Origin of the sequence: Pseudomonas sp. Pse1 (assembly GCF_024519635.1) — a bacterium.
In the GTDB taxonomy this organism is placed as follows: Bacteria; Pseudomonadota; Gammaproteobacteria; order Pseudomonadales; family Pseudomonadaceae; genus Aquipseudomonas.
Genome location: NZ_JALJRO010000014.1, coordinates 100,983 through 121,860, shown reverse-complemented (window position 1 = coordinate 121,860; position 20,878 = coordinate 100,983). Strand labels below are relative to the sequence as shown.

17 protein-coding genes and 1 pseudogene are annotated in these 20,878 nt (G+C 60.4%); 7 read left to right on the top strand and 11 right to left on the bottom strand.

Annotation, left to right across the window (positions count from 1 at the left end):
* Positions 1-11: 11 nt before the first annotated feature.
* The gene (nhaA, locus tag NR126_RS20200) at positions 12-1,193 is read right to left on the bottom strand and encodes a Na+/H+ antiporter NhaA (protein WP_256830951.1); all 1,182 of its coding nucleotides are present in this window, start codon (positions 1,191-1,193) and stop codon (positions 12-14) included.
* 227 nt (positions 1,194-1,420) lie between these two features.
* Between nhaA and NR126_RS20195 the strand changes: the two genes are divergently transcribed.
* The gene (locus tag NR126_RS20195; RefSeq protein WP_105755665.1) at positions 1,421-2,515 is read left to right on the top strand and encodes a PLP-dependent cysteine synthase family protein; all 1,095 of its coding nucleotides are present in this window, start codon (positions 1,421-1,423) and stop codon (positions 2,513-2,515) included.
* 52 nt (positions 2,516-2,567) lie between these two features.
* Here NR126_RS20195 and NR126_RS20190 read toward each other — a convergent pair whose 3' ends face one another.
* Together NR126_RS20190 and NR126_RS20185 are read right to left on the bottom strand one after the other, a co-directional pair.
* On the bottom strand, positions 2,568-4,184 hold the full coding sequence (locus NR126_RS20190) for an NAD(P)/FAD-dependent oxidoreductase (RefSeq protein ID WP_027621143.1): 1,617 nt from the start codon (positions 4,182-4,184) through the stop codon (positions 2,568-2,570).
* Positions 4,185-4,291: 107 nt separating this feature from the next.
* Positions 4,292-4,966, bottom strand: coding sequence for a hypothetical protein (locus NR126_RS20185; RefSeq protein WP_256830949.1), 675 nt, complete (start codon positions 4,964-4,966; stop codon positions 4,292-4,294).
* 182 nt (positions 4,967-5,148) lie between these two features.
* On the opposite strand from NR126_RS20185, the gene NR126_RS20180 reads away from it, so the two are divergent.
* The gene (locus NR126_RS20180) at positions 5,149-5,496 is read left to right on the top strand and encodes a hypothetical protein (RefSeq protein WP_105755663.1); all 348 of its coding nucleotides are present in this window, start codon (positions 5,149-5,151) and stop codon (positions 5,494-5,496) included.
* An 11-nt stretch (positions 5,497-5,507) separates the two neighbouring features.
* Here the strand turns inward: NR126_RS20180 and NR126_RS20175 are convergent, their stop codons facing one another.
* The gene (locus NR126_RS20175) at positions 5,508-6,107 is read right to left on the bottom strand and encodes a short chain dehydrogenase (RefSeq protein WP_256830947.1); all 600 of its coding nucleotides are present in this window, start codon (positions 6,105-6,107) and stop codon (positions 5,508-5,510) included.
* Between the two features lie 105 nt (positions 6,108-6,212).
* On the opposite strand from NR126_RS20175, the gene NR126_RS20170 reads away from it, so the two are divergent.
* Positions 6,213-7,121, top strand: coding sequence for a LysR family transcriptional regulator (locus tag NR126_RS20170; RefSeq protein WP_027621147.1), 909 nt, complete (start codon positions 6,213-6,215; stop codon positions 7,119-7,121).
* A 48-nt stretch (positions 7,122-7,169) separates the two neighbouring features.
* Here the strand turns inward: NR126_RS20170 and NR126_RS20165 are convergent, their stop codons facing one another.
* The 5 genes from NR126_RS20165 to NR126_RS20145 all read right to left on the bottom strand — a co-directional run bounded on the left by NR126_RS20165 (position 7,170) and on the right by NR126_RS20145 (position 12,172).
* Entirely contained in the window at positions 7,170-7,871 is a 702-nt protein-coding gene (locus tag NR126_RS20165) for an ABC transporter ATP-binding protein (RefSeq protein WP_027621148.1), read from the bottom strand.
* On the bottom strand, positions 7,872-8,639 hold the full coding sequence (gene livG, locus NR126_RS20160; protein WP_027621149.1) for a high-affinity branched-chain amino acid ABC transporter ATP-binding protein LivG: 768 nt from the start codon (positions 8,637-8,639) through the stop codon (positions 7,872-7,874).
* A complete protein-coding gene (locus NR126_RS20155; protein ID WP_027621150.1) occupies positions 8,636-9,892 on the bottom strand; it encodes a high-affinity branched-chain amino acid ABC transporter permease LivM in 1,257 nt (418 codons plus the stop codon). Before NR126_RS20155 ends, livG begins: the two co-directional genes overlap by 4 nt.
* Entirely contained in the window at positions 9,889-10,812 is a 924-nt protein-coding gene (livH, locus tag NR126_RS20150) for a high-affinity branched-chain amino acid ABC transporter permease LivH (RefSeq protein WP_027621151.1), read from the bottom strand. The genes NR126_RS20155 and livH overlap by 4 nt, the downstream gene beginning before the upstream one ends.
* Positions 10,813-11,044: 232 nt before the next feature.
* Positions 11,045-12,172, bottom strand: a complete 1,128-nt coding sequence (locus NR126_RS20145) for a branched-chain amino acid ABC transporter substrate-binding protein (RefSeq protein WP_027621152.1) — start codon at positions 12,170-12,172, stop codon at positions 11,045-11,047.
* Positions 12,173-12,305: 133 nt separating this feature from the next.
* Between NR126_RS20145 and NR126_RS20140 the strand changes: the two genes are divergently transcribed.
* The 3 genes from NR126_RS20140 to NR126_RS20130 all read left to right on the top strand — a co-directional run bounded on the left by NR126_RS20140 (position 12,306) and on the right by NR126_RS20130 (position 13,965).
* Positions 12,306-12,488: a hypothetical protein gene (locus tag NR126_RS20140; RefSeq protein ID WP_146118245.1), complete on the top strand. Its 183-nt coding sequence runs from the start codon at positions 12,306-12,308 to the stop codon at positions 12,486-12,488.
* A 30-nt stretch (positions 12,489-12,518) separates the two neighbouring features.
* The gene (locus tag NR126_RS20135; RefSeq protein ID WP_027621153.1) at positions 12,519-12,824 is read left to right on the top strand and encodes a DUF2288 domain-containing protein; all 306 of its coding nucleotides are present in this window, start codon (positions 12,519-12,521) and stop codon (positions 12,822-12,824) included.
* A gap of 247 nt (positions 12,825-13,071) precedes the next feature.
* Positions 13,072-13,965, top strand: coding sequence for an NAD(P)-dependent oxidoreductase (locus tag NR126_RS20130; protein WP_256830944.1), 894 nt, complete (start codon positions 13,072-13,074; stop codon positions 13,963-13,965).
* Here the strand turns inward: NR126_RS20130 and NR126_RS20125 are convergent.
* Positions 13,925-16,120: pseudogene (locus tag NR126_RS20125) on the bottom strand (putative bifunctional diguanylate cyclase/phosphodiesterase); the annotation flags it as partial. The gene NR126_RS20130 and the pseudogene NR126_RS20125 sit on opposite strands and share 41 nt — an antisense overlap.
* 286 nt (positions 16,121-16,406) lie before the next feature.
* Between NR126_RS20125 and NR126_RS20120 the strand changes: the two are divergent.
* On the top strand, positions 16,407-17,756 hold the full coding sequence (locus NR126_RS20120) for an MFS transporter (protein ID WP_027621156.1): 1,350 nt from the start codon (positions 16,407-16,409) through the stop codon (positions 17,754-17,756).
* Positions 17,757-17,924: 168 nt separating this feature from the next.
* On the opposite strand, the gene rapA is transcribed toward NR126_RS20120, so the two are convergent.
* Complete coding sequence (rapA, locus tag NR126_RS20115; protein ID WP_105755659.1) at positions 17,925-20,771, bottom strand: RNA polymerase-associated protein RapA; 2,847 nt, start codon at positions 20,769-20,771, stop codon at positions 17,925-17,927.
* Between the last annotated feature and the right edge of the window lie 107 nt (positions 20,772-20,878).

The following is a 20,878-nucleotide window of genomic DNA, read 5'->3' as shown; positions in this document are numbered from 1 at the left end:
TTCAGAGCGACTTATGCTGTCGTGGTCTTGCGACTCGCCATGACCATCACCGTATAACCAATCAACGCAGCAAACAGCGAACCGGTCAGGATGCCCATGCGGTCCATGCCCGCGTATTCGCTGCTGCCGGCTTCAAAGGCCAGGGAGCCGACGAACAGGCTCATGGTGAAGCCGATCCCGCAGAGAATCGCCACGCCCAGCACCTGGCCCCAGTTGGCACCTTGAGGCAGGGCGGCTATGCCGATTTTCACCGCTAGCCAGGTCAGGCCGAAGACACCGATGGTTTTCCCCAGAAGCAGGCCGACGGCGATGCCCATGGGCACATCGTGGGTGAAGCTTTCGAGGGTTACGCCGCTCAGAGAAAGGCCGGCGTTGGCGAAGGCGAACAACGGCAGGATGCCGTAGGCCACCCAGGGGTGCAGCGCATGCTCCAGGGTCTGGAGTGGCGAAGGCTCGGCGTTTTTCGTGCGCAGCGGGATGCAGAAGGCCAGGGTTACACCGGCCAGTGTGGCGTGGACACCGCTCTTGAGCACGCAGACCCAGAGAATCAGGCCGATGATCATGTACGGCCCCAACTTGACCACGCCCGCGCGGTTCATCCCGATCAGGGCGGCGATACAGGCAGCGGCCAATGCCAGGGACAGGGTTGACAGGGCGCCGGAGTAGAAAATCGCGATGATGATGATCGCACCGAGGTCATCGATGATGGCCAGGGTCATCAGGAACAGTTTCAACGACACCGGTACTCGCTTGCCCAGCAGGGCCAGTACGCCGAGGGCGAATGCAATGTCGGTGGCGGTGGGAATGGCCCAGCCATTGAGCGCCGGCGGGTTGTCCTTGTTGAGAAACCAGTAGATCAGCGCCGGCACCACCATACCGCCAATGGCCGCGGCGCCGGGCAGGACGATCTGCGAGGGCTTGGACAGTTGCCCGTCGAGTACTTCGCGCTTCACTTCCAGGCCAATCAGCAGGAAAAACAGCGCCATCAGGCCATCGTTGATCCACAGCAACAGCGGCTTGGCGATTTTCAGGGCGCCAATCTGGGCGACCACGGGGGTGTCCAGCAGGCCAGTGTAGAGCCAGGACATCGGCGAGTTATTGATGATCAGGGCTAGGACGGCGGCTGCGATCAATAACAGACCGCTGGCAGCTTCCATCTGAAAGAAACGCGTGAAAGTGCTACGCAGAGGCAAAGTCGCTCTCCATCTGTGGATTCAAAAGGTGGGACACCCTAACCTGTACCGTTAGACGATAAAACAAAAGTTATATTCTTTTTTGTTATATGTCGTTACAACCGGCGGTGCAGAGAGCCTAGCAGTTGCTTGGCATATTGAATCGCAGGTGTACCTGTGAGTTATGTAGGTTTTTTCCTAAGCTTGAGCATTAAGCCAGCCCCATTCGAGTCAACGAGAACCCAGCCATGAGCGACAGCCGACAGTGGGCCCGCGAAGCCATCCGTATCATCGAAGCCGATTTCCAACGCAGCGCCGACACGCACCTGATTCCACTGCCATTACCGGGTCTGCCGGGGATCGAGTTGTATTTCAAGGATGAGTCCAGTCACCCTACCGGCAGCCTCAAGCACCGCCTGGCCCGGTCGCTGTTTTTGTACGCGCTGTGCAATGGCTGGCTCAAGCCAGGAGCACCGGTGATCGAGGCGTCCAGCGGTTCGACGGCGATTTCCGAGGCCTATTTCGCACGTTTGCTCGGCCTGCCGTTTATTGCGGTGATGCCGGCGACCACCTCCCGGGAAAAAATCGCACAAATCGAGTTCTACGGAGGCAAGCCCCACCTAGTGGAGGATCCCACACAGATTTACGCCGAGTCCGAGCGCCTGGCCCGTGAGCACGGCGGGCACTTCATCGACCAGTTCACCTATGCCGAGCGCGCCACCGACTGGCGTGCCAACAACAATATCGCCGAATCGATCTTCCAGCAGATGCGCTTTGAGCGTCATCCTCAGCCGAGCTGGCTGATCTCAAGCCCAGGTACCGGCGGGACCACGGCAACATTGGGGCGTTACGTGCGCTATCGCCAGCATTGCACCCGAGTCCTGTGCGCCGATGCCGAGCGTTCGGTGTTCTTCGACTATTACCAGAGCGGCGATGCGAGTCTGCGCCTGGATTGCGGTTCGCGGATCGAGGGCATCGGCCGTCCGAGGGTCGAGGCGTCGTTCCTGCCGAAAGTTATCGATGCCATGATCAAGGTCCCAGACGCTCTGTCGCTGGCCGCCATGCATTACCTGGCGCAACGTCTGGGGCGGCACGTGGGAGGGTCCAGCGGAACCAATCTGATCGGTGCCCTGGTGGCAGCGCAGCAGATGATCGCGGATGGGGAAACGGGTTCGATCGTGGCGATTCTGTGCGACAGCGGCGAACGCTATGGGACCACCTATTACGATCAGGAGTGGTTGAAGGCGCAGGGATACGAGTTGGATGGGTTGATCGCGACGGTCGCCGCCAGCGTCGAACGCGGTGAACCGTTGCCGGACAATGTGTTGCGCGCAGGGATTTGAAGCGTTGGCACTGGCGTGATGGGCGGGCACCCGTCACGCCAGTGCCAAGGTTTCAGGCCGGTAGACCGAGGATGTCGCGGGCCACGGCTTCAGCGATGCGGATCCCGTCGACCCCCGCCGAGAGAATCCCGCCGGCATAACCAGCGCCTTCACCGGCCGGGAACAGGCCCTTGACGTTGAGGCTCTGCATCGACTCGTTGTTGCGGGTAATGCGCAGCGGCGACGAGGTGCGGGTCTCGATCCCGGTCAGCACGGCATCGTGCAGGGAGTAGCCACGAATCTGCTTCTCGAAGGCCGGCAGGGCTTCGCGGATGGCCTCGATGGCAAATGCCGGCAGCGCCAGCGCCAGGTCGCCCAGGGCAACACCTGGCTTGTAGGACGGCTCGACGCTGCCCAGGGCTGTCGACGGTTTACCGGCAATGAAATCACCCACCAACTGTGCCGGGGCTTCGTAGTTGCCACCGCCGAGGACAAAGGCGTGGGATTCCAGCTGCTCCTGCAACTCGATACCGGCCAGCGGGCCGCCCGGATAATCGACTTCCGGGGTAATGCCCACGACAATCCCGGAGTTCGCGTTACGTTCGTTACGCGAGTACTGGCTCATGCCGTTGGTGACGACGCGGTTCGGCTCGGACGTCGCGGCCACTACCGTACCGCCCGGGCACATGCAGAAGCTGTAGACCGAACGACCGTTTTTTGCGTGGTGCACCAGTTTGTAGTCGGCGGCACCGAGTTTCGGGTGACCGGCGTACTTACCCAGGCGAGCGCTGTCGATCAGTGACTGCGGGTGCTCGATGCGGAAGCCCACCGAGAACGGCTTGGCTTCCATGTACACACCGCGACCGTGCAGCATGCGGAAGGTATCGCGGGCGCTGTGACCCAGCGCGAGGATCACGTGGCGGGAGTGAATCTGCTCGCCGCTGGCCAGCTCGACGCCGGTCAGTTGGCCGTCTTCGATCAATACATCGGTGACTCGTTGCTGGAAGCGCACTTCGCCGCCGAGGGCGCGAATCTGCTCGCGCATGTTTTCGACCACGCCCGTCAGACGGAACGTACCGATGTGTGGCTTGCTGACGTAGAGAATCTCTTCCGGCGCACCGGCCTTGACGAACTCGTGCAGGACCTTGCGACCGTGGTGCTTGGGGTCCTTGATCTGGCTGTAGAGCTTGCCGTCGGAGAAGGTCCCCGCGCCGCCTTCGCCGAACTGCACGTTGGATTCAGGGTTGAGCACATTTTTACGCCACAGGCCCCAGGTGTCCTTGGTGCGTTGGCGTACTTCAGTGCCGCGTTCGAGGATGATCGGCTTGAAGCCCATTTGCGCCAGCAGCAGCCCGGCGAAGATCCCGCAGGGGCCGAAACCGACGACTACCGGACGTTCGCTCAGGTCTTGTGGCGCATGGCCTACAACCTTGTAGCTGACGTCCGGTGCGGCGTTGACGTTACGGTCATTGGCAAACGCCTGCAGCACCTTCGCCTCGTCGCGCAGGTTGAGGTCGATGGTGTAGATGAAGCACAGTTCGGTGGACTTTTTCCGCGCATCGTAGCTGCGCTTGAACAAAGTGAAATCGAGCAGTTCATCACTGGCGATGCCCAGGCGTTGCACGATGGCAGGGCGCAGGTCTTCTTCGGGATGGTCGATTGGCAGCTTGAGTTCGGTGATTCGTAACATGACAGGATCCGGTTCGCGGGCGCACCAATGCGCCAAGGCGTTTGCAAGCGGGCAATTATAAGCCGCAAAGGCACTGTCCAGTGAGGCTAAAACAGCAGCTCGTCGAATCAGTCGCTGCGTGCGCCGCCAAAATAGGCACAACCACGTTGTACCTGATCGTTGACCCGCAACTCGGCGCTCATGAACTGGACGCTGGGGCGGCTAGGGTCGACGCAGCGCTGGGGGGCGATCCACAGTTCGACGCGCTGGTTGTTGGCTTCGCTGCTGAGATGAAAGCGCCCGTCACCCAGCTGTTCTTCCAGGTAGGGCAGGGCCAGGGCCGGCTGCCCGGCGCGCTCGACCACCATGCCGTTGCCACTGACCTTGACGCTCCAGTTGGGCGTATTACCGCCGGCCTGCAGGATCAGTTTCTGGAAGTCCGGGCTATTGCAGGCGCCGGTTGAGCGTTCCAGGCGATACAGCTGCTGGACATCGAGTTGTGCCTGGCCGTCCGCGACTTTTGCCGAGGGCACCCGGCCACGCAGATCGGCGAAGACCTGGTGCTGGGTGCCGGCCAGCGTGGCGGCCTCTTGCATGACGCTGGTGGCGCCGCTGTCATGCACGGCATACAGGTTGTTGCCCTGGCAGGGCTTGAACACCAGCTTGCCGTTGGCCATGCCGAGCTCACCTTGCATGCGGGTCAGGCCGGCCGTGGAGGGCGCCTGGGGCGAACTCTCGAGCAACTGACAACCGGCAAACAACGGCAGCAGGGCGACAAACATCAGGGAACGGGCAGCACGCATCGTTGGGTCTCCAGACAGGTGCCGCCACGTTACGCAGGCAGGCCGTCGATCACAAGGCCGGTGTTGCCCGAGCGCGCTCAAACGCGCCCCTGCAACATTGTGTACGGGGTTCTTGCGGGTGGACGCCGATCGGGATCGGCTACTCTAGGAGCCGTTTTTTCCACTGGATCAGGAGGATGCTCATGCGTTGCAAGGTTTGGATGGTGTTTTTGGCAATGGTGGTCGGCACATCCACTCAGGCTGTCGAGATCGACTTCTCATCGGCCCTGGACTTCACCAAAACGGAGCTGGTGTTGAAGGACATCGACTCCCCCAACCCCGAGACTGTAGCCTTGAATGTCACACTTTCCCCCGAGGCCACGGAACGCATGCGCAAGGTCAGTACGGAATCGATCGGAAAGCCGTTGACCCTGTTGATCAATGGCCAGCCGATCACCACGGCCACCGTACAGTCAGTACTGGGTGCGCAGTTCCGAGTCGCGATGTCGCGCGCCATTGCCCGGGAGTTGGTACCGAGCCTCCTGGACTGAACCGGTCGCGGTCAGCCGACGCGGAACGTCTGCCCGGTTTGCAAACCTTCCACACTCTTGGCGTAGGCCAGTCCGACATCGGCGCCGGAAACCGGTTTGTAGCCACGGAAGTAGGGCGCGTAGCTGCCCATCGCCTCCACCAGCACGGTGGGGCTGACGGAATTGACGCGCATGCCACGAGGCAGTTCGATGGCGGCGGCCCGCACGAAACTGTCCAGAGCACCGTTGACCAGCGCCGCCGATGCGCCGCTGCGGATCGGGTCGTGACTGAGGACACCGCTGGTGAAGGTGAACGAGGCGCCATCGTTGGCAAATTCACGGCCGATCAGCAGCAGATTGACCTGGCCCATCAGCTTGTCTTGCAGACCGAGGGTGAAGCTCTGTTCGGTCATTTCCGCCAAGGGAGCGAAGGTCACGCTGCCGGCGGCGCAGATCAGGGCATCGAACTTGCCGGTCTTTTCAAACAGCGCACGAATCGAGGCGCTGTCGCTGATGTCGACCTGGAAATCGCCGCTGGTGCGGCCGATGCGAATGATCTCGTGACGTTCGGACAACTCCTTGTCAATCGCCGAACCTACCGTGCCGCTGGCGCCAATCAAAAGAATTTTCATCGTGGGGATTCCTCGGGTGTTTGAACGAGGTTTCAGTCTAGTGTGGTTTTTTCTGGAGATAAGCGTGCTAATAGGCAACCTTTGGTTTTCAATTGGAAACAATCCATGAGCGAAATGGACGACCTGGCCGCCTTCGCGGTGCTGATCGAGGCGGGCAGCTTCACCCTGGCGGCGCAACAACTGGGCTGCAGCAAAGGTCAGTTGTCCAAGCGCATCAGCCTGCTGGAGGCGCGTTTCGATGTGCTGTTGTTGCAGCGCACGACACGCCGTTTGAGCCTGACGGCGGCGGGCGCGGCGTTGCTGCCGCAAGCTCAGGCCCTGCTGATTCAGGTCGAGCGCGCACGGCAAGCGCTGGCGCGGCTCAAGGACGACATGGCAGGCCCGGTACGGCTCACCGTGCCGGTTTCGCTAGGGGAGACGTTCTTCGATGGCTTGCTGCTGGAGTTTTCCCGGCAGTACCCGCAGGTCCTGATCGAGCTGGAGCTGAATAACAGTTACCGCGATTTGGCCCGCGACGGCTTTGACTTGGCGATCCGCTCCGAAGTGGCCAACGACCAGCGCCTGGTTGCCCGACCGCTGTTGGCCTGGCATGAAATGACCTGTGCCAGCCCCGAGTACCTGCGACAGTTTGGCGAGCCGACCACGCCGCAGCAGTTGACGGGCCATCGTTGCCTGCTCAACAGCCATTACAGCGGCCGTGAAGAATGGCTCTACCACCAGCAGCACGAATTATCGCGGGTGCGGGTGTCCGGGCCTTTTGCCAGCAATCACTACAACCTGCTGAAAAAAGCTGCGTTGGCTCATGCCGGGATTGCGCGACTGCCGTCTTACCTGCTTCAGGCCGAGCTGGCTGACGGGCGTTTGCGCTGGCTGCTGCGCGATTATCAGACCCGCAGCATGCCGATGTACCTGGTGCATCCGTATCAGGGCGGATTACCCAAGCGCACCCAAGTGCTGGCGGACTATCTGATCGACTGGTTCAAGCGCAGCGGCGAGGCGCTGGACCGATTGTGAGCGCGCACAAAAAACGGCCCGAAGGCCGTTTCATGTATCGCGTTTTGCTTAGCCGCCCAAGTACGCTTCGCGCACTTTGGGATCGGTCAGCAAGGCTTCACCGGTGCCTTGCATCACCACCCGGCCGTTCTCCAGAACGTAGGCACGGTCGGCGATTTTCAGCGCCTGGTTGGCGTTCTGTTCGACCAGGAACACCGTCACACCGTCCTTGCGCAGTTGTTCGATGATATCGAAGATCTGCTGGATGATGATCGGTGCCAGGCCCAGCGACGGCTCGTCTAGCAACAGCAGCTTGGGTTTGCTCATCAGCGCCCGGCCGATGGCGAGCATTTGCTGCTCACCGCCCGACATGGTGCCGCCGCGCTGTGCGAAGCGTTCCTTCAGTCGTGGGAAAAGCCCCAGGACCTTGTCCATCTGCTCTTGGTAATCGCCCTTGTCGGTGAAGAACCCGCCCATGGCCAGGTTTTCTTCCACGGTCAGGCGTGAGAACACCCGACGACCTTCTGGCACTACGGCAATGCTCTTGCGCATGATCTGCGCCGAGGTCTGGCCGACCAGTTCCTCACCCATGTAGCGAATGCTGCCGCTGTGTGCCTGCGGCGAACCGCAGAGGGTCATCAACAAGGTCGACTTGCCGGCGCCGTTAGCCCCGATCAGGGTGACGATTTCGCCCTGGCGGATTTCCACGTTGACGCTGTGCAGGGCTTGGATCTTGCCATAGAAGGTGGAAACGTTTTCGAACTGCAGCATTTACGCTTCCCCCAGGTAGGCTTTGATCACTTCAGGATTGTCACGGATCTGTTCCGGCGTGCCATCGGCCAGCGGTGTGCCTTGGTTGATCACGACGATGTGGTCGGAAATGCTCATGACCAGTTTCATGTCGTGTTCGATCAGCAGCACGGTGACGTTGTGCTCTTCACGCAGGACGCTGATCAGCGCCTTGAGGTCTTCGGTTTCCTTGGGGTTGAGGCCGGCAGCCGGTTCGTCGAGCATGAGGATCCGCGGGCGGGTCATCATGCAGCGGGCGATTTCCAGGCGCCGTTGCTGACCATAGGCCAGGGTTCCGGCGGTACGGTTGGCGAACTCCTTGAGGTTGACTTTTTCCAGCCAGTACTCGGCAAACTCCATGGCCTCGCGTTCACTTTTGCGGAACGCCGGGGTCTTGAACAAGCCGGACAGGAAGTTGGTGTTCAGGTGACGGTGCTGGGCGATCAACAGGTTCTCGACCGCCGTCATGTCCTTGAACAGCCGCACGTTCTGGAAAGTACGTACCACGCCTTTAAGGGCGATCTTGTGGCCGGGCAGGCCTTGGATCGGCTCGCCGTCCAGCAGGATGCTACCGCCGCTCGGTTTGTAGAAACCGGTCAGGCAGTTGAACACGGTGGTCTTGCCCGCGCCGTTGGGGCCGATCAAGGCCACTACCTGTTTTTCCTTGACGGTCAGGGCAACGCCATTGACCGCCAGCAAGCCGCCGAAGCGCATGCTCAGATTTTCGACTTTCAGGATCTCACGGCTCATTTTCGCAGCTCCATGTGAGGACGTTGCATGGGCAGCAGGCCTTGAGGACGCCAGATCATCATCAGCACCATGAGGGCGCCGAACATCAACATGCGGTACTCACTGAACTCACGCATCATTTCTGGCAACAGGATCATCACCACTGCGGCGAGAATTACGCCCAGCTGCGAGCCCATGCCACCCAATACCACGATGGCGAGAATGATTGCCGACTCGATGAAGGTGAAGGACTCGGGTGTCACCAGGCCCTGACGGGCGGCGAAGAAGCTACCGGCAAAACCGGCGAAGCTGGCACCCAGGGTGAAGGCCGACAACTTGATCACGGTTGGGTTGAGACCCAGCGCACGGCAGGCGATTTCGTCTTCACGCAGCGCTTCCCAGGCACGGCCGATCGGCATGCGCAGCAGGCGGTTGATCACGAACAGCGCACCGAGGGCCAGCAACAGGGCAACCAGGTAGAGGAAGATCACCTTGTTGATCGAGTTGTACTGCAGGCCGAAATACTCATGGAAGGTCTGCATCCCTTCTGCGGCCTTGCGCTCGAAGGTCAGGCCGAAGAACGTCGGTTTCTCGATGTTGCTGATACCGTTTGGCCCACCGGTGAGGTCGGTCAGGTTACGCAGGAACAGACGGATGATTTCACCGAAGCCCAGGGTCACGATCGCCAGGTAGTCACCGCGTAGACGCAGCACCGGGAAGCCCAGCAGGAAGCCGAAAGTGGCCGCCATCAGGCCGGCGATCGGCAGGCAGATCCAGAAGCTCAGGCCGTAGTAATGCGAGAGCATCGCATAACTGTAGGCGCCGACGGCGTAGAAGCCGACGTAGCCCAGGTCGAGCAGACCAGCCAGGCCCACCACGATGTTCAGGCCGAGGCCGAGCATTACGTAGATCAGGATCAGGGTGGCGATATCCACCGCGCCGCGCGAGCCGAAGAACGGCCAGACCAGGGCGCCGACGATCAGCGCCAGGATGATCCAGCGTTGGGTGCCAGGCAGGGTCAGGAAGTTGCTGGCCTTGGCCGGGATCAATGGCATGCGTGGCGAGGATTTCCACGCGGCATCGATCTGGTGGCTGAACAGCACCCGCAGGAACATCAGGACCGAGCACAGGGCAATGGTCGCGAGGATGGCCGGGCTGGTGTTGTGGACTTCCAGGTTGATACCGACGATGGTCAGTTTCAGACCCAGCACCGGGTAGGCCACGGCCCACACCAGCAAGGCGCTGAACAGCGCCGATTTAAGATTCCTAGTCATACTTTCTCAACCTCCGGACGGCCCAGAATGCCGGTCGGACGGAACAACAGCACCAGAACCAACAAGCCGAATGCCACGACGTCCTTGTATTGGTCGCCAAAGATATCGGCACCGAATGCCTCAGCCACACCCAGCACCAGACCGCCCAGCATGGCGCCCGGAATACTGCCGATGCCGCCCAATACTGCGGCGGTGAAGGCTTTGAGCCCGACCAGGAAGCCGGCGTTCGGGTTGATCACGCCGTATTGCATGCTCAGCAGTACGGCCGCGATGGCCGCCAGCGCAGCACCGATGACGAAGGTCAGGGCGATGATGTTGTTGGTGTTGATACCCAGCAGGTTGGCCATCTTGATGTCTTCGGCGCAGGCGCGGCAGGCGCGGCCGAGGCGAGAACGGGAGATGAACATGGTCAGGCCGAACATGGCCACCAGAGTCACCACGAACACCACGATCTGCATGTAGGAAATCAGGACTTCCGATGCACCGCCTGGCCCGAAGGAGAAGTTGCCCGGGATCAGGTTGGGGATCGATTTATCCTTGGAGTCTTGTGACAGCAGAACGGTGTTCTGCAGGAAGATCGACATGCCGATAGCGGAAATCAGCGGAATCAGGCGGTTGCTGCCCCGTAGCGGGCGGTAGGCAATCCGTTCAATGCTGTATCCGTAGGCACTGGTAACGACGATGCTCGCGATGAAAGCTGCGGTCATCAACAGCGGGACACTGTCGAGTCCCATCATGGCCAGTCCGGCGATGGCGATGAACGCCACATAGGAACCGATCATGTAGACCTCGCCGTGGGCGAAGTTAATCATTCCAATGATGCCGTAAACCATCGTATAGCCGATGGCGATCAGGGCATACGTGCTGCCAACGGTCAGGCCGTTAACCAGCTGTTGGAAAAAGTGATAGATCTCAGGCATTACAGCGCTCCTAAAAACCTGATACGCATTTCACTGGTGGAGTCATTATCCCGCCCGAGCCCCGTGGATCTGCATCCACCTCGAATTCGAACATTGCCAGCGAACCGCTGATGACGGTTTTGAGATTTTCAGGTGGGGAGGCTAGCGGATCACGCCAGCGCGGCCCAATACGTTCGTAAAATAAAGCCCACGGCACGCCGTGGGCTTTATTGGCAGTCAGTCAGGCAAGGCCTTACTGAGGCGAAGCTTCGGTTTTAGGTTTGCCGAAGTGCCACTCGTAAACCACGAACTTGAAGTCTTTCAGGTCGCCCTTGGCATCGAAGCTGAGGTCGCCAGTCGGGGTTTTGAAAGTGCCGGCGTGGATGGCTTCAGCCACTTTGGCCGGGTCTTCGCTCTTGGCAGCAGTGATACCGCCGGCGATGACTTCAACGGCCGAGTAGGCCGGGAACACGAACGGACCGCTTGGGTCTTCTTTCTTGGCCTTGAACGCGTCCACCAGGGCAACGTTGGTCGGATCCTGGTCGAAGGATTTCGGCAGGGTTACCAGCAGGCCTTCGGAAGCGTCCTTGGCGATTTGCGAGATCGAGTCGTTACCCACGCCTTCCGGACCCATGAACTTGGCTTTCAGGCCTTTTTCCTGAGATTGACGCAGGATCAAGCCCAGTTCCGGGTGGTAGCCGCCGTAGTAAACGAAATCGACGTTGGCTTGCTTGAGCTTGGCGATCATCGAGGAGAAGTCTTTGTCGCCGGCGTTGATACCTTCGAACACGGCAACCTTGACGCCTTTGCCTTCCAGGGTTTTCTTCACCGCGGTAGCGATACCTTCACCGTATTGCTGCTTGTCGTGCAGGACAGCAACGACTTTCGGCTTCACGTGATCGGCGATGTAGTTACCAGCGGCAGGGCCCTGGGCGCTGTCCAGACCGATGGTACGGAAGATCATTTTGTAACCACGGGCGGTGATGTCCGGGCTGGTGGCTGCCGGGGTGATCATGATCACGCCTTCGTCTTCGTAGATGTCCGAAGCCGGTTGGGTGGAGCTGGAGCACAGGTGGCCAACGACGAACTTCACGCCGTCGTTGACGACTTTGTTGGCAACAGCCACGGCTTGTTTAGGATCACAGGCGTCATCGTATTCTACGGCTTCAAGTTTCTTACCGTCGACGCCGCCTTTGGCGTTGATTTGTTCGATGGCCATTTTCGCGCCACTGAACTGCATGTCGCCGTACTGGGCTACAGGTCCGGTTTTAGGGCCGGCAATGCCGATCTTGATGGTGTCAGCTGCGAACGAATGGCTGGCAACCCCGGCCAGAACCATAGCGGCAAACAGTTTGGAAATCTGCTTAGTAGCCTTATTCATAGTGCTCCACTCTTACTGTTGTAATTTTTATAGTCCTGGCGGCCTGAGGCGCAGAACCGATCGATGACGTAAGTCTCTGACGGAAATGCCCCTGGCAACTGTACCGGTACAGTGTAGAGCGCCGGTTGTTCGCTTGAAAAGCTGGCTGCTGGGGACAAAACCTGATGGTGTCGCTTTATTGAAAGAAAAGTATAGAAACGCGGCATGGCTTTTGAGGGCTTATAGCTGGTTCAGCGGCTTTATGGGGCTTTCCCGCACTTTTCGTTCGATGACGCAATTACATCCGGGTTTTTCTGCTGGACCACCGACGTTATGATTGCGCCGATTTCTTTTCCGGACAGGACCCATGACTGAAGAACCTAGCACCCTCTATGCCAAGCTGCTTGGCGAAACCGCATCCATTACCTGGAAAGAACTCGAACCGTTCTTTGCCAAGGGTGCCCTATTGTGGGTCGATCCGGCTCTGGATTTGATTGCTGCCGCTGAGGCAGTTGCGCAGGACGAAGGCGAGAAAGTGGCTGCCTGGTTGGCTGCCGACAAACTCGCGAAGCTGTCTGAAACGCGGGCGTTGGATCTTTTCGAGCGCGATCCGCAGCTCTGGGCGGTGGTGGTTTCACCCTGGATTCTGATCCAGGAAAGGGCGCAGGCTTGATTGAATGCACCAAACTTGTGCGTCGCAGTCGCGCTGAAAAGTGTGTAGCCCCGTAGCGTGATGGCACGGTGCCGTAGAGAAAGGCCACAGCCAGGTCTGCTTGACGGTGACGTTCGCGTAATGGGAACAGTTGATGGAGCAGCCGTAGGGTTACTCGATTGTTTCCGATTGTAATTGGCTGACCTTTCCCAAGCCTCGGCAAATCGGCGACTATTTGTGCGATCCCGAATTTGACAGAGGCATTCATATGGCTGTGTTACCTGCACTTGCGTTCGCCGGCATCGGCCTGATGGGCTTGCCGATGTGCCGTCGCCTGTTGGCGGCGGGTTATTCATTGACGGTGTGGAATCGCAACCCGGAAAAATGTGCGCCCCTGGTCAAGGCCGGAGCTCGCCAGGTCGCGACACCGGCCGAGCTGTGTGACCACGCCGACCTGGTGCTGCTCTGCCTGGCCAACACCGAGGTCGTGCGCGAGGTGGTATTTGGTCCTGCCGGTGTGGCCAGTGGCGCAAGGAACGGTCAGTTGCTGGTGGACTTCTCCAGCCTGGAACCAACGGCCACTCGCGAAATGGCCACGCAACTGGCCAGCCAATGCGCGATGGATTGGCTTGATGCACCGGTGTCCGGTGGCGTGGCCGGTGCTGAAGCGGGCAGCCTGGCGATCATGGTGGGCGGTCAGGCCGCCGATCTGCAGCGCGTGCGCCCGATCCTGCTGAACCTGGGTCAACGGGTCACGCATATGGGCGCGGTGGGGGCTGGGCAGGTGACCAAGGCCTGCAATCAAATGATTGTGGCGTGCAATGCCCTGGTTATCGCCGAGGTGGTAGCACTGGCAGAGCGCTCGGGTGTCGACGCCAGCTTGCTGGCAGAGGCCCTGAGCGGAGGTTTTGCTGATTCAAAACCCCTGCAGATTCTGGCGCCACAAATGGCCGAGAGTCGCTTCGAACCGGTGAAATGGCATGTGCGTACGCTGCTCAAGGACCTTGATGGCGCGGTGAAATTTTCCCGGGAGCAGGGGGCGGCGACGCCGCTCAGTGGGTTGGCTGCGCAACTGATGCGTTTGCACGGTGGTCAGGGCTTTCTGGAAAAGGATCCCGCTACATTGATTCAGCTGTACCGCGAACCAGACGCAAAGGGCTGATGCGTTGATTGACCTGATCGAGGATCGGCCGCAACTCCGCCAGGGGCACCGGGCAACTCAGTAAATAGCCCTGAATGTAGTCACAGCCCAGGCGTTCGAGGAAACGGTATTGTTCGAGCGTCTCGACGCCTTCGGTGACCACCTGTAGGTGCAGGGTGTGGGCCATGACGATGATCGCCTGCACGATCTCCATGTCCTGCGGTGAGTTGGGGATGTCCTGGATAAACGACCGATCGATCTTCAGCGTATTCAACGGCAGTCGCTTGAGGTACGCGAGCGAGGAATAGCCGGTGCCGAAATCATCGATGGACAGCGATACCCCGAGCTCGCGGATCTGGTGCAATAACTCCAGCGTTTCGGCGATGTTGCCCATCAGCGCATTCTCGGTGACTTCCAGCTCCAGTCGCTGTGCGGCAACGCCAGCAGACTGCAGCGCGGCCTTGATTTGCCCGGCCAGCTCCGGTCGGCTGAGGTTGAGCGGCGAGCAGTTGACGGCGATCTTCAGCGAGTCACAGCCTGGCCCGGATAAGTGCTTGAGGTCCTCGCAGGCCTTGCGTAACACCCAGTGGTCGAGTTCGGCGATCAGGCCATTGGCTTCGGCGATAGCGAGGAAGCGTTCAGGCGTCAGTAGGCCGTGAGTCGGGTGCTGCCAGCGAATCAATGCTTCAAGCTTGGTGACCTGACCAGTCGCCAGGTCGTAAATGGGCTGGTAGTACAGCAGCAGACCCTGGTCCTGACGCAGGGCATTGCGCAGTTCCTCCTCTAACTGCAGGGCGGTCGTTGCCTTGGTCTTCAGGGCTTCATTGAAAAAGCAAAAATCGTTGCGGCCGTTGGCCTTGGCTTGATAGAGGGCCAGGTCGGCATCTTTCAGCAGTTCTTCGCACGTGAGGCCATCGTCCGGGTACAGGCTGATCCCGATGCTGGTGGTCATGACCATGCTGCGGCCGGCCAGTGCGACGGGCTCTTTCATTCTGGCCAGGATGCGCAGCGCCACATGTCGGGCTTCGTCCTGCTCCTGCAAGTTGAGCAGCACGCAGAATTCATCACCGCCAAACCGCGCGACCAGATCGGCATGACTGCGTATCGAGCTTTTGAGATGTCCGGCGAGGATCTTCAACAAGTCGTCGCCAGCATCGTGGCCGAGGCTGTCGTTGATCCGTTTGAAATGATCGATGTCCAGGAACATGATCGCCAGCTTGCCGCCGTGGGCGCTTTTTTCGACGATTTTCTCCGCGAACAGCTGATTGAAACCGCGCCGGTTCAGCAGGTTGGTCAGGCTGTCGTAATGCGCGGCTTGTTGCAGTGACATCCGTGCCTGGTCGAGTTGGCCGAGCAGGGCCTGGACCCGTTGCAGGTCATGTTCCTTGAGCTGCAATTTCTTGTCGGCCAAGGCGGCGCTGATGGTGCTGCCGATCACCAGCAAGGCAATCACGGCAATGGTCATGCCCAATTGCAGTTGGTTGTCGTCCGAGGCCGGTTGGACGGGCATGCTCTCGGGTAATACCAGCGTCATTGCCCACATGCCAGTGAAGTGCATGCTGACAATGGCGGCGCCCAGTATCAGGCTGGTGAGGTATTTGAGCGTCTGATGGAGGACACCGCTGCCATCGCGCAGCAGGTGCCAGAGCAGCAAGGCGATGCCGCTGGCAACAATGGCGATCACAATCGACAGGGCTAACAGCCAAGGCTCGAAGTATTGGCTGGCGTCGGAATGCATGGCAGCCATGCCCACGTAATGCATGGTGGCGATGCCCAGGCCGACACCGATCGAGGCTAGCCCATAGCGCCATGGGCCGAGCCGTGCAGCACTCAGGGTATTCATGGCCAGAACGCCGGCAATCAGGGCGATCAGCAGCGAAAGCAGGGTGATGGGGAGGTCATAGTGGAGGTTGATCGGGGCGAGGAAGGCCAGCATGCCGATGAAGTGCATGGCCCAGATTCCACCGGCCAGGCACCCGGCCCCCGCCCAACGCCAGTGCCGCCTTGAGGCTGGATGTTCGGCGTGACTGACCCGCTCGGCCATGTCGAGCGTTGCGAAGCTGGCTGCGCAGGCAACCAGATAGGCCAGCAGTACCAGCGTTGTGCTGTAGCTGCAGTCGAGTACGACATAACCGCTGCTCTGCGGCAGCTCGCTGGTAAAGCGCAGCCAATCCATAGCATCCCTCGTCTTTACGCCGCCTGGGTGCCGGCCAATGGCTTGAGTATAGAGACCGTGCACAGCCTGCACTGGATAGTGGCGCATTGCCTCTTAATATTTTTGAATTGATTTTATTGCGATTGGAAATAAGGCAGGCGACTTGCTCGAGTACTTGCCATAGGCCCCTATCACCCTGGCGAATAATGACAGACAGCCGTCTCGGGCCTGACTAGATTGCGGATTCCGGGCTCGTATGCGCGTGGTGGCGGAGCCCTCATAACAATAAATAGACGAGACGGACCCCATGCAGAACTCGACCCAAGCGGCGAATGCCTGGCGCATTCTGTTCCTGCTGTTCCTGGCCAATCTGTTCAACTTCTTCGATCGCACGATACCGGCCATCATTATTGAACCGATCCGCATGGAGTGGCACCTCAGCGACTTCCAGTTGGGGATCATTGGCACGGCGTTCACCCTGGTGTATGCGATCGCCGGCCTGCCGCTGGGGCGGATGGCCGACACGGGTTCGCGCAGCAAACTGATGGGCTGGGGGCTGGCGGTATGGAGTGGTCTGACGGCGGTTAACGGGCTGGTGGGCAGTTTCTGGAGTTTCCTGATCGTGCGCATGGGCGTGGGCATTGGTGAAGCGAGCTACGCACCGGCCGCCAACTCGCTGATTGGCGATCTATTTCCCGCCCATCGCCGGGCGCGGGCCATGGGCATCTTCATGCTTGGACTGCCCTTGGGGTTACTGCTCGCATTCTTCACCATTGGCGCGATGGTCAAGGCCTTTGACAGCTGGCGGGCACCGTTTTTCATTGCGGCGGTACCGGGGCTGATCCTTGCGGTGTTCATGTTTTTCATCAAGGAACCCAAGCGTGGCGCGGCGGAAACCGTAGCGGTCTCCCAAGAGCGTGTGGACCGGCCGATCCGGCGGGTACTGGCGATCCCGACTTTCCTGTGGCTGGTGATGGCGGGGCTGTGCTTTAACTTCGCCACTTACGCCTGCAACTCCTTCCTCGTGCCAATGTTGCAGCGCTATTTCGGCTTACCGCTGCAGGAGGCGGCGGTGGCCACTGGGGTCATCGTCGGGGTGACAGGCTTGTTCGGTCTGACGCTGGGCGGTTGGGTGGCCGACAAGATCCACCAGCGAATTGCCAATGGCCGGCTGTTGTTTGCCGCCTTCAGTCTGATCATTTCGACCCTGTGCACCGCTTGGGCGCTGCATGCCGGGCGGATCGAAATTGGAGTGTTCGTAGGGGTGTTCAGTCTGGGCTGGTTGTTTGCCTATAACTTCTACACCTGCGTCTACACCGCCATCCAGGATGTGGTTGAGCCGCGTTTGCGGGCCACGGCGATGGCGTTGTTCTTTGCCGGTCTGTATTTGTTGGGCGGGGGATTGGGGCCGGTGGTCGTGGGCGGGCTATCGGATCACTTTGCCAAGAGTGCAATGCTGGCGGCGGGGGCTGAGCAAATGACCGAGGCGTTCAAGGCGGTCGGCTTGCACGATGCGATGTACCTGATTCCGGTGGCGTTGCTGCTGACCACGGTGTTCCTGTTCCTGGCTGCGCGCTGTTTTGTGCGTGATGCCAAGCGGATGAAGGAGGGGTTGGTGCCGGTGGCGGAGCCAGGTGTAGCTGTGGCGACCGCATGAGCCCTGGCGGCCGGACGCTGCTGCGTGATGATGCTCATTTTTTTGGCTGGATCTTGTGGGGGCGGGCTTGCCCGCGATGAAAGCACTGCGTTATTTCAGGTAACGCGCGTTATCGTTCATCGCGGTCAAGCCCGCCCCCACAGACTGTTAGCCGACTCTCACAGACCGTTAGCCGGCGACCAGCACCCGAATCGCTTCCAGGCGCAGTGCCGCTTTTTCGAGCATGGCGAGCCCTTGCTCGCGCTGACGACGCAGGGCTACCAGTTCGCTGTCGCGTACGGTCGGGTTGACGGCCTGCAGGGCTGTCAGGCGCGCCAATTCTTCGTCAGTATCGGCGGCCAGGCGGCGTTGTGCCTCGGCGACACGTTCGGCGTGACGCGGGGTGATCTTCGCTTCGCCTGCGTTGATTCGCGGGGTCAGTTGATCGCGCTGGGCCTGGATGAACTTGTTGGCGCTGGCACGTGGCACGCTTTCGAGTTGATCGTTCAGGGTCTCGAAGGAAACCCGGCCCGATAGGTCGTTACCGTTGGTGTCCAGCAGGCAGCGCAAGGCCGCCGGTGGCAGGTAGCGACCTAGTTGCAGCGAGCGCGGTGCAACCACTTCACTGACGTAGAGCAGCTCCAGCAATACGGTCCCAGGCTTGAGCGCCTTGTTCTTGATCAGCGCGACGGCGGTGTTGCCCATCGAGCCTGACAGCACCAGGTCCATACCGCCCTGGACCATCGGATGCTCCCAGGTGATGAACTGCATGTCTTCGCGAGACAGTGCCTGGTTGCGGTCATAAGTGATGGTCACGCCTTCGTCATCGCCCAGGGGGAAGCTGGCGTCGAGCATTTTTTCACTCGGCTTGAGGATCAGGGCGTTTTCCGAGTGGTCTTCGCTGTCGATGCCAAAGGCGTCGAACAGGGTTTCCATGTAGATCGGCAGGGCGAATTGATCGTCCTGCTCGAGGATCGCTTCCACCAGCGCATCACCTTCGCCGGCACCGCCGGAGTTGAGCTCCAGCAGGCGATCACGGCCGCTGTGCAGCTCGGCTTCCAGCGCTTCGCGGGTGCCACGGGCTTCGTCGATCAGCGCTTGCCACTCGCCGTCGTCGGCTTCTTCGAGCAGCGGTAGCAGGCGCGGGCCGAACTGGTGCTGCAGGGCGTTGCCGGTCGGGCAGGTGTTGAGGAAAGCGTTCAGCGCTTCGTGGTACCACTGGAACAGACGCTCTTGCGGGCTGGTTTCCAGGTACGGCACGTGCAGCTCGATGGTGTGCTTCTGGCCGATCCGGTCGAGACGGCCGATTCGCTGTTCCAGCAGGTCCGGGTGCGACGGCAGGTCGAACAGCACCAGGTGATGAGCGAACTGGAAGTTGCGACCTTCACTGCCGATTTCCGAGCAGATCAGCACCTGGGCGCCGAATTCCTCGTCGGCAAAGTAGGCTGCCGCACGGTCACGCTCAAGGATGTTCATGCCTTCATGGAACACCGTGGCCGGGATCCCGGAACGTACGCGCAGGGCGTCTTCCAGGTCCATCGCAGTCTCGGCGTGGGCACAGATCACCAGGACCTTGGTGCGTTTGAGCATCTTCAGCTGATCGATCAGCCACTCGACGCGTGGGTCGAATTTCCACCAGCGTTCTTCTTCACTGGCGTCCGGCTGGGCCTGGAAGCTAACTTCCGGATACAGCTCGGCGTGTTCGCCCAGCGGCAGCTCGAGGTATTCGTCCGGGCACGGCAGCGGATACGGGTGCAGTTTGCGCTCCGGGAAACCCTGAACCGCGGCGCGGGTGTTACGGAACAGCACGCGACCGGTGCCGTGACGATCGAGCAGCTCGCGCACCAGACGGGCGCTGGCTTCGACGTCGCCATCGTTGACCGCAGCCAGCAAAGCTTCGCCTTCGTTGCCGAGGAAACCGTGGATGGTCTTGTGCGCCGCTGGCGACAGACGACCCTGGTCCATCAGCTCCTGGACGGCTTCGGCGACCGGGCGATAGTTTTCGCTTTCGGCACGGAAGGCCTGCAGGTCATGGAAGCGATTCGGGTCCAATAGGCGCAGACGCGCGAAGTGGCTGTCCTGGCCCAGTTGTTCCGGGGTGGCGGTCAGCAGCAGCACGCCGGGAATGGTCTCTGCCAGTTGCTCGACGAGCGAATATTCCGGGCTGACCTGGTCTTCGTGCCACACCAGGTGGTGCGCTTCGTCCACCACCATCAGGTCCCAGCCGGCTGCAAACAGCGCATCCTGGGCCTTCTCGTCGTCCACCAGCCACTCCAGCGCGACGAGGGCGAGCTGGGTGTCTTCAAACGGGTTGCTGGCATCGCTTTCGATGAAGCGTTCTTCGTCGAACAGCGCGACCTGCAGGTTGAAGCGCCGGCGCATCTCCACCAGCCACTGGTGCTGGAGGTTTTCCGGAACCAGGATCAGCACGCGGCTGGCGCGACCGGACAGCAATTGGCGATGGATCACCAGGCCGGCTTCGATGGTTTTACCCAGGCCCACTTCGTCCGCCAGCAGAACCCGCGGGGCGATTCGGTCAGCCACTTCACGGGCAATGTGCAACTGGTGGGCGATCGGTTGTGCACGGACGCCACCCAGACCCCACAGGGACGACTGCAACTGGCGGCTGGTATGTTCCAGGGTGTGGTAGCGCAGGGCGAACCAGGCCAGTGGGTCGATCTGGCCGGCGAACAGACGGTCGCTGGCCAAGCGGAACTGGATAAAGTTCGACAGCTGGGTTTCCGGCAGGGTGACAGGCTCGTTCTGGGCGTTAAGCCCGTGATAGACCAGTAGTCCGTCGACATCGTCGACTTCGCGCACGGTCATCTTCCAGCCTTCGAAGTGGGTGATGGTGTCACCCGGCGAGAACCGCACGCGGGTCAGGGGCGCACTTCGTAGCGCATACTGGCGGGTGTCGCCAGTGGCCGGGTAGAGCACGGTCAGCAAGCGACCGTCCTGTGCCAGAACGGTGCCTAAACCTAGCTCCGCTTCGCTGTCACTGATCCAGCGTTGCCCCGGTTGATACTGCTGCGCCATGCTGCCTGACTCCCGCCTTGAAAAAGCCGACTATCTTAACGGATCGCTGCCTTCAGAGCCAAAGGACTCTCATAAAAACTACTAGTCTTACGGTAGCGCATCACGTC

What these genes read in the sequence shown, in the direction of transcription:
- NR126_RS20195 (WP_105755665.1), top strand. Translation starts at nt 1,421, where the DNA reads ATGAGCGACAGCCGACAGTGGGCCCGCGAAGCCATCCGTATCATCGAA.
- NR126_RS20190 (WP_027621143.1), bottom strand. Translation starts at nt 4,184, where the DNA reads ATGTTACGAATCACCGAACTCAAGCTGCCAATCGACCATCCCGAAGAA.
- NR126_RS20185 (WP_256830949.1), bottom strand. Translation starts at nt 4,966, where the DNA reads ATGCGTGCTGCCCGTTCCCTGATGTTTGTCGCCCTGCTGCCGTTGTTT.
- NR126_RS20180 (WP_105755663.1), top strand. Translation starts at nt 5,149, where the DNA reads ATGCGTTGCAAGGTTTGGATGGTGTTTTTGGCAATGGTGGTCGGCACA.
- NR126_RS20175 (WP_256830947.1), bottom strand. Translation starts at nt 6,107, where the DNA reads ATGAAAATTCTTTTGATTGGCGCCAGCGGCACGGTAGGTTCGGCGATT.
- NR126_RS20170 (WP_027621147.1), top strand. Translation starts at nt 6,213, where the DNA reads ATGAGCGAAATGGACGACCTGGCCGCCTTCGCGGTGCTGATCGAGGCG.
- NR126_RS20165 (WP_027621148.1), bottom strand. Translation starts at nt 7,871, where the DNA reads ATGCTGCAGTTCGAAAACGTTTCCACCTTCTATGGCAAGATCCAAGCC.
- livG (WP_027621149.1), bottom strand. Translation starts at nt 8,639, where the DNA reads ATGAGCCGTGAGATCCTGAAAGTCGAAAATCTGAGCATGCGCTTCGGC.
- NR126_RS20155 (WP_027621150.1), bottom strand. Translation starts at nt 9,892, where the DNA reads ATGACTAGGAATCTTAAATCGGCGCTGTTCAGCGCCTTGCTGGTGTGG.
- livH (WP_027621151.1), bottom strand. Translation starts at nt 10,812, where the DNA reads ATGCCTGAGATCTATCACTTTTTCCAACAGCTGGTTAACGGCCTGACC.
- NR126_RS20145 (WP_027621152.1), bottom strand. Translation starts at nt 12,172, where the DNA reads ATGAATAAGGCTACTAAGCAGATTTCCAAACTGTTTGCCGCTATGGTT.
- NR126_RS20135 (WP_027621153.1), top strand. Translation starts at nt 12,519, where the DNA reads ATGACTGAAGAACCTAGCACCCTCTATGCCAAGCTGCTTGGCGAAACC.
- NR126_RS20130 (WP_256830944.1), top strand. Translation starts at nt 13,072, where the DNA reads ATGGCTGTGTTACCTGCACTTGCGTTCGCCGGCATCGGCCTGATGGGC.
- NR126_RS20120 (WP_027621156.1), top strand. Translation starts at nt 16,407, where the DNA reads ATGCAGAACTCGACCCAAGCGGCGAATGCCTGGCGCATTCTGTTCCTG.
- rapA (WP_105755659.1), bottom strand. Translation starts at nt 20,771, where the DNA reads ATGGCGCAGCAGTATCAACCGGGGCAACGCTGGATCAGTGACAGCGAA.